Annotated in this window: 11 protein-coding genes; 6 read left to right on the top strand and 5 right to left on the bottom strand. The window is 58.7% G+C overall.

The window, feature by feature from the left end; translation table 11 throughout:
- Positions 1-11 precede the first annotated feature (11 nt).
- Positions 12-1,685 carry an FAD-dependent oxidoreductase gene (locus tag AB7813_RS14280; RefSeq protein WP_441228191.1) on the top strand — a complete coding sequence of 558 codons (1,674 nt, stop codon included), beginning with the start codon at positions 12-14 and terminating at the stop codon, positions 1,683-1,685.
- Between the two features lie 61 nt (positions 1,686-1,746).
- Here AB7813_RS14280 and AB7813_RS14275 read toward each other — a convergent pair whose 3' ends face one another.
- Entirely contained in the window at positions 1,747-2,295 is a 549-nt protein-coding gene (locus tag AB7813_RS14275) for a MarR family winged helix-turn-helix transcriptional regulator (protein ID WP_441228190.1), read from the bottom strand.
- An 80-nt stretch (positions 2,296-2,375) separates the two neighbouring features.
- Between AB7813_RS14275 and AB7813_RS14270 the strand changes: the two genes are divergently transcribed.
- Positions 2,376-3,167: an SDR family NAD(P)-dependent oxidoreductase gene (locus AB7813_RS14270; protein ID WP_441228189.1), complete on the top strand. Its 792-nt coding sequence runs from the start codon at positions 2,376-2,378 to the stop codon at positions 3,165-3,167.
- Between the two features lie 155 nt (positions 3,168-3,322).
- Positions 3,323-4,483 carry an IS30 family transposase gene (locus tag AB7813_RS14265; RefSeq protein ID WP_441228164.1) on the top strand — a complete coding sequence of 387 codons (1,161 nt, stop codon included), beginning with the start codon at positions 3,323-3,325 and terminating at the stop codon, positions 4,481-4,483.
- A gap of 124 nt (positions 4,484-4,607) precedes the next feature.
- Here AB7813_RS14265 and AB7813_RS14260 read toward each other — a convergent pair whose 3' ends face one another.
- From AB7813_RS14260 to AB7813_RS14250, 3 genes are all read right to left on the bottom strand, one after another.
- Positions 4,608-6,539 carry a caspase family protein gene (locus tag AB7813_RS14260; protein ID WP_441228976.1) on the bottom strand — a complete coding sequence of 644 codons (1,932 nt, stop codon included), beginning with the start codon at positions 6,537-6,539 and terminating at the stop codon, positions 4,608-4,610.
- 385 nt (positions 6,540-6,924) lie between these two features.
- Positions 6,925-7,848, bottom strand: coding sequence for a dienelactone hydrolase family protein (locus tag AB7813_RS14255; protein ID WP_441228188.1), 924 nt, complete (start codon positions 7,846-7,848; stop codon positions 6,925-6,927).
- 109 nt (positions 7,849-7,957) lie between these two features.
- Entirely contained in the window at positions 7,958-8,155 is a 198-nt protein-coding gene (locus AB7813_RS14250) for a hypothetical protein (RefSeq protein ID WP_231079525.1), read from the bottom strand.
- Positions 8,156-8,222: 67 nt separating this feature from the next.
- On the opposite strand from AB7813_RS14250, the gene AB7813_RS14245 reads away from it, so the two are divergent.
- From AB7813_RS14245 to AB7813_RS14235, 3 genes are all read left to right on the top strand, one after another.
- Entirely contained in the window at positions 8,223-11,387 is a 3,165-nt protein-coding gene (locus AB7813_RS14245) for a CHAT domain-containing protein (protein ID WP_441228187.1), read from the top strand.
- 26 nt (positions 11,388-11,413) lie between these two features.
- A complete protein-coding gene (locus AB7813_RS14240; RefSeq protein ID WP_184511667.1) occupies positions 11,414-11,866 on the top strand; it encodes a hypothetical protein in 453 nt (150 codons plus the stop codon).
- 213 nt (positions 11,867-12,079) lie between these two features.
- Positions 12,080-12,847, top strand: a complete 768-nt coding sequence (locus AB7813_RS14235) for a hypothetical protein (RefSeq protein ID WP_120286831.1) — start codon at positions 12,080-12,082, stop codon at positions 12,845-12,847.
- Positions 12,848-13,025: 178 nt separating this feature from the next.
- Here AB7813_RS14235 and AB7813_RS14230 read toward each other — a convergent pair whose 3' ends face one another.
- Positions 13,026-14,387 (bottom strand): IS1182 family transposase, encoded by a 1,362-nt coding sequence (locus tag AB7813_RS14230; RefSeq protein ID WP_441228186.1) that lies wholly within the window; start codon positions 14,385-14,387, stop codon positions 13,026-13,028.
- Positions 14,388-14,589: the final 202 nt, after the last annotated feature.

The following is a 14,589-nucleotide window of genomic DNA, read 5'->3' as shown; positions in this document are numbered from 1 at the left end:
AGGACTTCGTCATGAGCGATGATCCCATTCGTCTGAATGCCGATGTTGTGGTCGTCGGCGCGGGGCCCGTCGGGCTCACGCTCGCGATGGACCTCGCCTCGCGCGGCGTCGAGGTGATTGTACTAGAGGCCCGCCCGCGCGGTGAGCCGCCGAACGTCAAATCGAACCATGTGTCGGCCCGATCAATGGAAATCTTCCGTAGGCTCGGCGTGGCCGGAAAGGTGCGCGATGCCGGTCTGCCCGCGGATTATCCCAATGACGTTGCCTATCGCACCGCTTTTCTTGGACGCGAGATCACGCGCATTCCGATTCCCTGTCGTGCAGACCGCTATACTGCCTCGGAAGGCCCCGACACCGACTGGCCGACGCCCGAGCCACCACACCGGATCAACCAGATCTATCTGGAGCCGGTCTTGTTCGCGCATCTCGAAGTGATGCCGAAAGCTCGTATCCTCTCCGCGACTGCATTAACAAACTTCACACAATCAGAGGACGGCGTCACGGTGCGCGCGACGGACGCGCAAGGAAGGGAGATCGCGATCGCATGCACCTATCTGGTCGGTTGCGATGGCGGTCGATCGGGGGTTCGGAAAGCTATTGGCGCGACGTTGAGCGGCGATGTCGCTCTACAGCATGTTCAGTCGAGCTACATCCGTGCGCCAAGCCTTTTGCCGATGCTGCGCAAGAAGGGCGGGGTACCGGCCTGGGCGTCGTTCTCCCTGAATCCGCAACAGTCAGGAAATGTTTACGCGATCGACGGACGAGAGACCTGGCTGGTCCACGTCTATCTCAGGCCCGGTGTGACGGACTTCGAAGCAGTCGATCGCGATCAGGCGATCCGTACCGTCCTCGGCGTCGATGGGGCGTTCGCCTATGATCTTCTGAGCAAGGAAGACTGGATCGGCCGCCGTCTGATCGTCGATCGAATGCGGCGCGACCGTGTCTTCATCTGCGGTGACGCTTCTCATCTCTGGGTGCCCTATGCAGGCTACGGCATGAACGCGGGTATCGCCGATGCTGCGAACCTGGCGTGGCTATTGGCGGCGCGCCTTACGGGTTGGGGCGCCGACGGCATCCTCGCAGCCTACGAAGCGGAACGGTTGCCGATCACCGAACAGGTGTCGCGTTTCGCGATGGATCACGCCCATGCGATGACGAAAGCGCGCGGAGCGGTCTCGTCCCAAATCGATGCCGAAGGACCGGAGGCAGACGTTTATCGCGCCTCGATCGCCAAATCGACCTACGATCTCAATGTCCGGCAATATTGCTGCGCCGGACTCAACTTCGGCTATTACTACGAGCGATCTCCGCTTATAGCCTATGACGGCGAAGCTGCTCCTCCTTATTCGATGAGCGAATTCACCGCTTCCACAGCGCCCGGCGCGCGCGTGCCGCATTTCACGCTTGCGGATGGGCGATCGCTGTATGATGCGTTCGGTCAAGGCTACACTCTTCTGCGCTTCGATCCCACCGTGGACGTGACAGCTTTGCTGAGAGCCGCGCGCATATCAGGCGTTCCGATCGACCTCCTCGACGTCACCGCTGTATCAGCACCTGATGTTTACCGGCACAGGCTCCTGCTCGCGCGCCCCGACCAGCATGTTGCGTGGCGTGGCGACCAAATCCCGGCGGATCCGGAAGCGCTTATTAACGCGATCCGAGGGGCAGACACGATCCGCGTCTGAATGACCGCTATTGGCGCAAAGCGGACATAAAGCGTTTTCCGGTGACCAGTTCCTGCCGAAGCTAAGCGTCACGCTCTGATCGCTTTGAACCAGCAGGCCGCCCGGCCCTATAAGCGTCAAGAAATTTTCTGGACGAGACGCCATCTGCAAGCGCCCGAAGTTGAGTGGCCGAATCGTGTCCGAGTACCAGCTCGGTGCGACGATTTGCAGTGATCCACAACTTGATCCCTTCGGCCAAACGCTTTCTGCCCAGCGCTGTAAGTGATGCGTGTTTCGTTCGTTTGTCGTGTTTGTCCTGCTCAAGCTTCATCAAGCCATCGCGCACCAATGGACGCAGCGCATATGTCAATGATGAGATGCTGAGTGCGAGACGTTCGGCAAGCGTATTTAGAGTAGGGCCATCCACCCCGCCGAGACGATCGGCCTGGAAAAGTAGGCCAACTTGCGTAGCCTTCAGGCCGGTTGGTGCCACAGCCTCGTCATAGAGATGGCCGAGCCGTCGGGCAGCCTGACGAAGCGCTGTATGCGTGCAGGGAAGCTCGTCCAACTCATAAGCCGACGAAATCTCGCTGTTTTTCCGGTTTCTCATATCCTCAAGATAGTTGGGCACCGTAGCATTGAAAAGGCCTGATCATCACCTAAATACTTGTGTGCCCAACAATTGGGTGCCTAAGTTTATGGAGAAATGCCATGTCTGCACGGAAAACCGCTGTTATCACAGGAGCGTCCTCGGGTATCGGCGCCGTCTACGCCGATCGTTTTGCCAAGCGCGGCTACGACCTTGTGCTCGTCGCGCGGCGCGTTGATCGCCTTGAGGATGTAGCCGACCAGATCCGGAAAGCTCACGGCGTGAACGTCGAAGCGCTTCAGGCTGACCTCGAAAAGGATAATGACATCGCCAAGGTTGAGCGCGTTCTATCAACCAATCCGACAGTCCGAGTTCTGGTAAACAATGCTGGTTTGGCTCGGCTGAAACCGCTTGCGCAGTCTCTCCTTCAAGACTCGCTCGCGCAGATTGCGCTCAACATGACGTCTTTGACGCGCCTCACCCATGCCGTTCTGCCGGCCTTCGTGAAGGCGAATGACGGCTTGATCATCAACATTGCTTCGGTGCTCGGAATTCACGCGCTGCCGGTCAGCGCTGTTTACAGCGGCACGAAGGGCTTTGTTATAAATTTTACGCGCGGCCTTCAAGAAGAGCTCGCCAACACCGGTGTCAGGGTTCAGTTGGTCAACCCGGCTACAACCGCAACCGAGATATGGGACAACTCCGGAATTCCTCTTTCGGCACTCAACCAGGAAGCGGTGATGACGACTGAGAACATGGTTGATGCGGCATTGTCGGGCCTAGACAGCGGCGAGAAGGTTACTTGGCCGTCGGTCGCCGACGCGACTCTCTGGGATAGGTACGACGAGGCACGCTCGGCACTTTTCGCCGCGACTCAAACCGGAAAGCCAGCTCCGCGCTATAATATTGCCTGATAAGAGATAGTAGAGAGACGCGCAATCTGTTGGCCAGAGCGTCGGCGGCGCGCGTCTCGCACGGAACGAATGCAAGATTTCCATGACCGCTTATGGCGGCGGGCTCAATTGGTCAGCGCAACACTCTAATCTTATGGGAAAGATGGAGTGCAGGCATGAAACAGCGACCTCGCATCTATTACTCGGCAGCCCAGCGATCTTTGATCTGGGATCGTTGGCAGGCAGGCGAGCCGATGAGTTCGATTGGGCGTCGGTTTGAACGGGATTCTTCATCGGTTTTCTCGGTTATATCTCCGTCCGGAGGCATCCGTCCGCCAGATCGGCGTCGCGCCGAACGGGCTCTTAGCCTTACTGAGCGAGAGGAGATCTCCCGATGGCTCAGCATGCGCCGCTCCTTGCGATCGATAGCGCGTCATCTGGGACGATCTGCGTCGACGATCAGCCGTGAGGTTCAACGCAATGGCGGAACGGATCGCTACCGTGCTGCGCAGTCTGATCACAGCGCGTGGGATCGGGCCCGTCGCCCCAAGCTTTGCAAGCTGGCTTGCCGTCCTTTCCTGAGACGGACAGTATCGAGACTACTGCAGAGACAATGGTCGCCGGAGCAGATCGCCGGCTGGCTGAAGCGCACACACCCGGCGGAGCCTGAAAAGCAGGTGTCACACGAGACGATTTATCGCAGCCTATTCATTCAGGCGCGCGGCGTGTTGAAAAAGGAGCTTCTCGAGCACCTGAGGGCGAAACGCACGGTTCGTCGTTCTAGGCACGCGAGCATGAAACGGACCGGACTCGGCCAGATCAAGAACGCCGTATCCATCAGCGAACGACCGCCGTCTGTTGAAGATCGTGCGGTCCCAGGCCATTGGGAAGGCGATCTGATCGGCGGATCGAGAAATAGCTACATCGCAACGCTGGTTGAACGCCATTCGCGCTACGTGATGCTGATCAAGGTTGCGAACAAGAACACCGAAAGCGTCGTCTCTGCGCTGATCAAGCAGTCACGGCGATTGCCTGGCGAACTCTACCGGTCCCTGACCTGGGATAGAGGCAAGGAGCTCGCCGACCATCAGCGACTGGCATTGGCCACCGACGTCGACATCTACTTTTGTGACCCTCGCTCCCCATGGCAGCGCGGATCAAACGAGAACACCAACAGATTACTGCGCCAATATCTGCCGCGCGGCACCGATCTGTCCTTACACAGTCAAGCCAAGCTTAGCGCCATCGCAAGACAGCTCAATGAGCGGCCGCGAAAAACCTTGCTCTATCAGACGCCAGCTGAGAAGTTCGCCGAGTGTGTTGCAGCGATCGGTTGAACTCGCCGCGCAAAATAGTCGTTCATGCTCGCGCTCGTGTGTGAATTGTGAACACCTCCTGGGGCGAAGCGATTGACACATCTCCAGCGCCGGCGCGGCGCGTACAGGAATTTCGGATTTGTGCTCAGTTACAGACTTCGAAGTTTCCGGCGTATCCGTTGCGCGTCTGCACTAGTTTGCATCCCTTGCCGATTGGGCGGCAGCCACCATTACCACAAATGATTTGCGCGGACGGCGCTGCGGGCGCCGCTGCCTGGGTCGTTGAAGGGGCGCGCTTAGTCGGCGGCTTCTTGACTTCGATTTTTTCGCAAGCGTTGTTGTCTCCAACCTCATAGCCGGCGCGGCATGTTACTTTCGTGCAGCGATCGCCATCGGCCTTGTAGCCGCTTTCGCAGACCAACGGGCAGATGCGGCCTGTTTTACTTTTGACTAGATCGAGCGCATCAAGACTTGCAAGTTTCACATCTAGGGTGGTGCCGGCGTGCTTGTTAAAGAGACCGAGTGCGCGCTGGGCGGCGCCGTTCCACTCGCTGGTAACGGCTCCGGTGTTGCAACCAACTCTACGCAGCTCTGCTTGTACTTGACGAGGTATATCAATTGCATTTTCGGGGGATCGTGATGAAGTTTCGAACTTCGAGTCGGATGCAACACTGGCCACCGGCCCAGTAGGTCTGTCCGTATCCAAATTCGGCGAGATCGCCTGGCGTCCATCAGCCTCGCGCTTCTTCTCCGGTAGATTTGGGCCATCGGTAGCGTTTTTCTTCTCCGCCGCAACGCGTGCTTCTTCCGCAGCCTTCGCTACCGCCGCGATCTTGGCGCGCTCTGCTTCGGCCAGCTTGGCGTCTTCCGCCGCTTTTTTCTTTTCCGCTGCAACGCGCGCCTCTTCTGCAGCCTTCGCTACGGCGGCGGTCTTGGCACGCTCTGCTTCGGCTAGCTTGGCGTCTTCCGCTGCTTTTTTCTTTTCTGCAGCGATCCGAACCTCGTCGGCTGCCTTCGCGGCTTTCGCTGCTTTCGCTTGTTCCGCCGCACGCGCACCGTCGGCAGCGAGCCGGGCTTTCTCTTCGTCAGCGATACGTGATCGCTCGGCCGCGGCGCTGCGAGCTTCCTCGGCCAATAACTTTGCGCGCTGCGCCTTGGCGAGCTCCGTGTATAGGCCTCTCGGATAGTCGACAATAAACGCCTCCCAAACCGCTTGGGTACCGATCGTCACTGCGGCGTCGTAGTCACGCCGGGCATCGGCATTGGTGGAGCCTGGCAATGAAGATGGGGGGGCAACTACAGTCGGTGGTAGAACCGCACCCGACGGCACTAGCGACACGTCGTTGCCGCCGAGGGACCCGTAAACATAGGGCTCTTGCTTGTTGTCGGTAGCTTTCATCACATCGTCGCGAATGAAGCCGAAAGCCTTACGCAGGTCCAGTCCGGGTTTAGGCAGGTGATCCACGAGTGCGGTGGCGAACGGGCTATTGCGGCTCGTGCCGTCTGAAGCGGTCGAACCTGCTTTGGCGGCGAATGCAATCATGGTATTGGGCGTGGTAGGCTCAACCTTTGCCAAGCCTCGGCCAATCGCGCGAGAACCCAACGTACGCTTCATGGTCTTGGCGAACGGGTTGTCGCGACAAGCATCAAGAATTACCAGCCGCAGCTTTTTGGCGGGCTCAACAGCGACAAGGATACGGTCGAGCGAGACCGCTTCATCGTAGATATCCGTGTCCTGCTCAAGAGTCGCGTCGATCGGAATAATGTAATTGATGCCGTCGACTTCAATACCGTGTCCCGCGTAATAGATAACGGCTACGTCTGCATCACGCGTCTTTGCCGTGAAGTCACGCAGTACTTTTCTCGTGTCACTTATGGAAAGATCACGACGCGAATCGACCGTATCGAAACCGGCTTTTCTCAACACTGTTTCGATGGCGGCCGCGTCATTCGCCGGATTCGCAAGTCTTCCGACGTGACTGTAGGCGGAGTTTCCCACGATCAACGCGACTCGTTTTTCTGCCGCCGCCGCTGTAACCAACGTGCAGTAGAGCCCAGCCGCGATCAAAAGGCGTATGACGGTCACTATCAAAATTCCAAAAAGTATAACTTAGATTGCTACAGAAGCCCCCTGTTGGGTAGCGTAAAATTCGTCTGGTTAGCTTGGACTACCTGGCAGGCAACAAAAAAAAGATAGCGACGGGCGTTTCTGCGTTCACCATCAACCTCCGTGGCGATCGCCGCTAATGAGATTAACCAGATACCGCTGTAATTAACCGTACCGGAACTGCCCCGCCAGAGCGGGTAGGTCCTTTAAGATCCGGTTGTATTGAAAGGAAATCGTTCGAACTACCGCCTCTCGCCAATCCTGAACGGTTGCAGTCAGGGCGCCTCGCAGATGCCAGTCCTTCAGTGTCGGAGGAGCGGGGGTCTATTCCTGTGGAGAGAGTCTGTCACCACAGTTATTTGCCCCGGTGCGGAGCGGCTAGGAATTGAAATAACCGCTTGGATGAGTCTGTCGTGACGTCCTGTCTAAACTTATAAGAAATTAGGTTCCCGCGTAAATCCGTCTTGCTACGACCGTCGAGTTGCCGGCAGTCCCAGCAGTGGCCAGTGTCAGGGTAGACATGCCATTCTACGGCTGAGCCAGCTGACTTGGCTTCATGCAGTTTTTCAACGCATTCGCTGGCGGGGGTTTCATTGTCGGTGGCGCCCATGAGAACCAGTGTCGGCTGGTTCATGTCATCGCTGACGATGTCAAAGCTCGGCGTATTTGGCCGCGAAACGCGGAAGCACCCGGGATAGAAACTTGCAACGGATGCGAACGGGCGACCGCCCAGCGCTTCCGCGTACCTTGCGCTGGAGACGATAAGGCCAACCATCGCTCCCCAAGAGAACCCGACGAATGATAGCCGAGTCGGGTCCACGAACGGATATTGACGGAGATGGTCCGCCGCTTGAAATGCGTCCTTTGCTCCGCGGAATAGATTGACGCCGTTTCGCGGCCCGAAGCACAACGTGCTAACCTGCCGAGGCGTCAGACTGTCGATCAGGAGAACGACATAGCCAAGGCTGACAGCTTCGCGCGCCCAGAGGACGATCGCTTGGTTCACACCTGCGCACTGATGGACCATCACCAGCGCAGGAAACGGGCCATCGCCGTCAGGCTTCAGAAACGCAGCTTGGGACGAAGTCGGTTCATCTCCCGCCTTGACCGGCTGCGGATAGGTGAGATCCTTCGCGAATGACGCGGCGCGGCTGGCGATTTCAGAAGGAAGCATACGTAACGGCGGGACAAAATCTTCCGCCAGAGAGCTCGTCAACAGGCCGGCGGTACCTGCGATCAACACTAGTGCAACGTAAGACACTCGGCAAATGGTCGCCATCTCGTCTCCGAGCTTTACTACAATGAACCCTGGTTCCATGCGGAACCTGTCTCAACGCGCTTGTCGATCAAATTGGTTTGCGGCTAGGATCACGTCATATTTTGATAAGTTATTTTGGAGCCGTGATCATGCAAGCGGTCATTTCCAAGCGATTGATAATTTGGCATGTGGCTTTATGCGCATCGGCGACGCTCTTCATCAGCGCAGCGCTCGCGGTGTTGTCGCAGGCGGCATTTGCGCTCACGCAGGAAGCTGCGATCGAGCAGTGCCGGATGTCGGTTGGAAAGCCAATTGTGATGTCCTGCATGCGCGGTGGCGGCGGCAGCCTGGAGGCATGCCGGACGAAGGCCACTCCCGCAGTACGCTCTTGTGTGATGTCGAGACTGAACGCGGCAAACGGGCGTGCCAATGTCGCCGTCGCCGTCCCCGCCGATGTCACGCCGAAGATCGCACCGGAAACGGCATTGCCGGTCGGCTTTGTCGCACCGCCGCGCTCGATCTCCGATATCACGGCGATCCTCGATACCGAGAAGCCGGACGAGAAAAAGATCGAGCAACTGAGGGCCGAAGCAGACGTGAAGCCTCCCGGCGGAGCTTCGCGCGTCTCGCTTGCGCAGTTCTATCTCGACCGTGCGGGCGCAAGAAGCCAGCTCGGTCGGCTAACGGATTCCATCTCCGATCTTGAAAAAGGGATTGAGGCGGGCCGCGGTGCTGCTCCGCCCGGACTGATGGCGCGCCTGGTTCAACTAGTGGCTGTCCAGTACGGCAGTGCGGGCGATCCGAAGAAGGCGCTCGAAACATATCAGCGGCTACTGCGCGACACCGCGAACACGCCGGGTGCGAAGGGGTTCGTACATACAGCTAATCGCTCGATTGCCAATTCGCTGATCCAGATGGGCGATATCGTTCAGGCAGAAGGCTACATGCGCCGCAGCCGCCCGGCGATCGAGGAGGCGCGAACGAGTGGCCATCCTTCCATGCGCGCAGCGTATGCGCGTTACGGCCAGAATTGGGAGGCGGAGATCGAGCTCGGGAATGCTGCCATTTTCGAGGCACGTGGACAGTTTAAGGAGGCTGAGGCTTCGCTTCGCATTGCGGAAGCCCGCAAGCGCGCAGGCATGAAGGGCCTTCTCAGTGGCGAGAATCCGCCGACGGAGTCGGCATTGCTTCAATCCATCGATTTTATCACGCTCAGTCTTGCACGCACTAAGGCCCGGCAGGGCCGTCTTGCGGAGGCCGAATCCGATGCACGTCGCGCGCTGTTGTCCCGGTTGAAGGACCAAGGCAAATATCATTACGCGACGCCGCGTTTCATTGCAGGTCTTGCGGGCATCCTGGTCGAACAGGGGCGCCATTCCGACGCCGAAAAGCTGCTGCGCGTGGCACTCGATATCGGCAAGACGACGGGCGTTCCGGATGAAGCGCCACAAACCGTACAGATGCTTTCACAGCTTGGCGGCGTCCTTAACTTGCAGCGCAAGAGCCGTGACGCCGTCGCGGTTTATGCCCAGATCGACAGGGCAATCGCCAACTGGGAGCCGATGCGGCGTCAGGTATTCGAACTGAACGGCTCGCGTATCGCATCGCTCTATGCTTCGGGCCAGATCGAGGCGGGCATTTCCGCGGCTGACCAGTTGGTCAAGAAGCAGATCGCACGCGTAGGCGAGAGCCATTTTGATACGGCGTCGGCGCGCGGAACCCTTGCTATCGGCTTGATGCGAGCAGGACGCGATGAGGAAGCTATCCGCGAATTCAAGACCGCAATACCAATCCTAGTCGCATCGTCGCGAGAGAATGCAGACGGTGACGACACAACCGTCGTTGCGGCCAAGAATCAACGCTTCCAGGCGATCATAGAAGCCTATTTCAGAATGTTGGCCAGGCAGAAGAGCCGGTCCGCAGATATCGGTGTCGAAACATTCAGCTTGGCGGACGCCGTCCGTGGCAGCTCGGTGCAGCAGGCCTTGGCGGCTTCGAGCGCGCGTAGTTCGGTCAAGGATCCCGCGCTGGCCGAGCTGGTGCGCAAGGAGCAGGATCTGTCGAAACAGATCAATGCGCAAATCGGTACGCTGAACAATGTGTTGTCCTTGTCATCGGCTGAGCGAGATGAGAAGGGCGTGCAGACGCTGAATGTGTCGATCGCCAATCTGCGCAGCGCGCGGACCAAGGCGCGACAAGAGATCAATCGGCTTTTTCCGGCTTATGCAGATCTGGTCGCGCCAAGAGCGCCATCCGTGGACGAGATTCGCGATACGCTGGCGCCCGACGAGGCGATGCTATCATTTTACTTTGGTCAGGACGCGAGTTTCGTCTGGGCGGTTCCGAAGACCGGTGCGGTTGCCTTTGCTTCAATCGGGTCCAATGCAGCGGATGTCCAGACCAAGGTAGCTCAGTTGCGCGAAGCGCTCGAGCCGCAGGCGGCTATGATTTCCGATATTCCCGCTTTCGATGTGGCATTGGGATATGACCTGTATTCGTCGCTCCTTAAGCCCGTAGAAGCCGGCTGGAAGCCGGCCAGGAAACTGATCGTCGTCACCAACGGCGCGCTGGGTCTGCTGCCACTCTCACTACTGCCGACGCAGCCGTCGGTGATCAAGAAGAATGAGGAGGTTCTGTTTGCGAGCTACAGGGATGTGCCCTGGCTGGCGCGCACCCATGCGGTCGCGATGGTTCCGTCCGCAGCCGCATTGCGCACTTTGCGGCAGCTACCGCCCGGCAAGTCCGACCGTAGCGAGATAATCGCGTTCGGAGATCCGTATTTCAACACCGAGCAGCAGGCCGAGGCCGAGCAGATCGATGCAAAAATACGAATCGCCGATGCCGCCGACGCCAATACCACGCGCGGTGTGCCGCTGAAGCGGCGCAACAGTCCGAAGCTTGACGGCGTGGATAGCGCGGAGCTTGGCTTGTTGCCGCGGCTTCCGGATACGGCCGACGAATTGCGCTCGATCGCCTTGGCGCTGCGGGCCGACCCGTCGAAAGTCTTGAATCTAGGCAAGGGAGCGACGGAGAAAGCCGTTAAGTCGATAAATCTGTCCGGCTTCAAGATTATCGCGTTTGCAACGCATGGCCTCGTGCCTGGCGAATTGAATGGGCTGACCCAGCCGGCGCTTGCATTGTCCTCGCCGACTGTGACCGGTGAAGAGGGCGACGGCCTATTGACGATGGAGGAGATACTCGGTCTCAAACTCGACGCGGACTGGGTCATTCTTTCGGCCTGCAACACCGGTGCGGGCGCCGGCGCCGGCGCAGAAGCCGCCTCGGGCCTTGGCCGGGCGTTCTTTTACGCGGGCACCCGCGCTCTTCTGGTCACCAACTGGTCGGTGCATTCACAGTCCGCGCGAGAGTTGATGACAGATCTGTTTAAGCGGCAGGCCGACGATCCAAAGCTGGCACGCGGCGAAGCTCAGCGTCAGGCCATGATGGCTTTGGCTGACGGACCCGGCTATCTGAATGCCGATGGAAAGACAGAGTTCGCTTACGCACATCCGTTATTCTGGGCGCCCTACTCCATTATAGGGGATGGGGGCACCAGATAAGTTTATAGATCGCGTTGGGGGGAATGATGCGACGTCGTATAGGAATTTGCTTTACGTTCGCCTGCCTGATCGTGCTGTGTCAATCCGTGCCGTCGCGGGCCGCGGGGGTATTAATCACACAAGAGGAGGCCTCCTTGCCGCCGCCGAAAGGTGCAGTGGTCGTCGATCGGCGCGGTGTCACGCGTGGCCCGAAGATCGAGCTCCTTTCCGGCAGCGATAACATCCAATCGCCGACTCACTTTCAGCTCAAGTTCCTGTCATTTGGTGGAGCGACGATCGATGTTACCTCCGTAAAGGTCATTTATCTTCGTACGCCGAATGTGGACTTGACGGAACGGTTGAAGGTGTTCGTTCAACCGGCTGGCATCGATATGCCGGATGCGTCTCTACCTCCCGGCGAGCACATGCTGCGCGTGGATCTCAAGGATTCTGATGGGCGCCCCGGCAGCACGAGTTTCGTCCTCAAGGTCGCGCGCTGACGCGATGGCAATCATTTGTCCGTACTGTCTTCGAGAGAACAGCGATCTCGTACTGATCTGTGGCTGGTGTTCCAGAGACATCGCCGTTCCCGAAGCACTGGCGAGGGAACGCAAGGACCTGATTGCCAAGCGTGATGCAGCAGTGGCTAAACTTTCCCGGATCAGAACCGAGATCGCGTCCATCCGTGCGAAGCGGAAGGGCTGAGGCGTCTTATGGAATGCCCGTTCTGCACAGAGACAATCAGGGATGAAGCCATCGCGTGCAAGAACTGCTCGCGTGACCTGCGTTTCGTCCGTCCGATCCTGCTCGAGGTCCAGGACCTTGTCAGTGAAATCGACAATCTAACGCACGCGCTGGATCGGGCCGAGGTTGCGCTGGCGCGGCTGACCAGTCCGCTCCGCTACTACGTAATTCACTTTGCGGTCTATGTACTGCTGCCAGCCGTGTTACTTGTAGCCGCCCACATTGTAATCACCATCGTCCTCAATGTTGCACCGCTATATCTGCGTCTTGCATCGATCGTGATCCCGTTGCTGTTCGGAATTGCTTCGATGCCCTTCAATAAGCTTGGGCCACTCGGCGCTTGGCTGGTGGGGTTGATCACGGCCATCCTGAGTGTAGGGTGCATGTTGGTTGTTACCGGAATCAACGACAGCGTGCCGATTGTCCCGGCATCGGTCGTCGAGTGGCGTGAGGTCGGAGAATATGTAGCCAGCATCAGTTTGGCATTCCTGTCCGGCAATGTCCTCGGGATGGTTATTTTTCGAATTTTGCCGAACACATTGGCGCAGGGTGGCAAACCCAATGCCATTGCCTTTAAGGCTGCCCGCCTGCTCGGAGAGCACGTTGGCGGAGAGCAGATGAGACGTCGTGCAAGATTGATTCAGGAGTTTGCGCAGACCGCGGGACCACTGCTCGGCGCAGGTGCCGGCGTGGCTGGGTCTCTTTATACCGGACTCAAAGGTGTGATTGGATCCTAACTTCCACAAGCCAACGTGTGTTCCGTGCCGTTGGCCAAACGCGCGCCAACTCCGTCAGCTGAACAATGTTTGTTGGCCGCTCCGCAACCGTCCGCTTCTGGCGGATTGTGTTGAAGAAGTCGGCGATGTGATTGCTGCCGTGCGCACAGGGATGCGGCGCGCATGGGTCTGTCCCTGCTCAGGCGGGCATTGGAGCAGGCACCGGGATCAGCTTCGCCAGCTTCCGAAGGTTCTGGGCCGTGGCGGCGAGCAGGAACTCGTCTTGAGCACCGCAAGGGCCTCTCAAACGAAGCCGATCGAGGCGCAGGATGCGCTTCAGATGCGCGAACAGCATCTCGATCTTTTTGCGTTCCCGCCGCGACGTGACATAGGCCTCCGTCCTGGCGATCCCGCGCGCCACGTCCCGAGCGCTCTCGTAGATCGAACGCAGCACCTTGCGGGCTGGCATTTTCGGACAGCACCGTGGCTTCAACTCGCAGATGTCGCAGTCACGTTTGCTGGCGCGATAGAGAAGCGTCGCGCCGTCATTCACTAGCGTCCCGGTTGAAGCCAGCACCTTGCCGGCCGGACAAAGATAGATGTCGGCTTCCGGTTCGTAGGCAAAGGCGTCCCGGGCGAACGTCCCATCCTCGCGAGCCGACTTGTCGAACACAGGGATGTGCGGCTCGATCGCGTGATCGTCGACCAGCCAACCCAGCATCTCGGCCGATCCGTAAGCGCTATCGGCAGCCAGACGCTGGGGATGGATGCCGAAGCACTCCCCAGTACGTTCGATCATCGTGCGGGCCGCACCGACCTCGGCCTGTCGAATGGCGCGTGTTGCCTCAACATCGACGATGACCGCAGCCTTTAGATCGATGAGGTAATTGTCGGCATAGGCAAAGAAAGCATGACCTTTGTGAGCCCCGGTCCATTGCGCCGCCGGATCGGATCGGGAGATGAACTTCGGTACCGTCTCGCTCGCCGCGCCCCAGGCCGCCTCGTCCAGCGTGTCGAGGTATTCGCGGACGGATCGCCGCGTCCGGGCAAGCGCTTCCCAGTCATGGCTGTCGGTCCCCGCGGTTGAACGCTGCTTGTTGGCGTCGGCAGCGATCAGGCTGGCATCGACGGCGAAGGCTGTTCCCTCGACCAGTCCCTCTGCCATGCAGCGCCGCACCACCGTCTCGAACAGCTTGCGCAGCAGATCGCAGTCACGGAAGCGACCGTGTCTGTTCTTTGAGAAGGTCGAGTGATCCGGCACCTCTCCGTCGAGGCCAAGCCGGCAGAACCACCGATAGGCAAGATTGAGGTGGACCTCTTCGCACAACCGGCGCTCCGATCGGATGCCGTAGCAGTAGCCTGCCAGCAGCATACGGACGAGCAGCTCAGGATCAATCGATGGTCGTCCGGTCGAACTGTAGAATGGCGCCAGTTCGCTCCGAACGACCGAAAGATCGACGAACCGATCGATCTTCCTCAGCATGTGAGAACTTGGTACATGCCGCTCCAGCGAGAACTCGTAGAACAGAGCCGCCTGATCAGTCTGCTGTGGACCCATCATCGATTCAGTCTCCGCCGATACCGAGATTGAATCAGCGATGACGCTCCGCTTCAACGGGGGAGTTTTTCAACGCAATCGGCGCAAAGCCGCCGTTCATAGGGCTCGCTGTCGGGGAGCGAGGACTTCTATTTCACCACGCGATAGGCCGCTCCGGCCAAATCCGTCTGGTGGCTCGCGTCGCCTAATTTTTAAATGGAGAAGC

It is taken from the genome of Tardiphaga sp. 20_F10_N6_6, from assembly GCF_052076045.1.
In the GTDB taxonomy this organism is placed as follows: Bacteria; Pseudomonadota; Alphaproteobacteria; order Rhizobiales; family Xanthobacteraceae; genus Tardiphaga; species Tardiphaga robiniae.
This window is presented reverse-complemented; position numbering and strand designations above follow the sequence as displayed.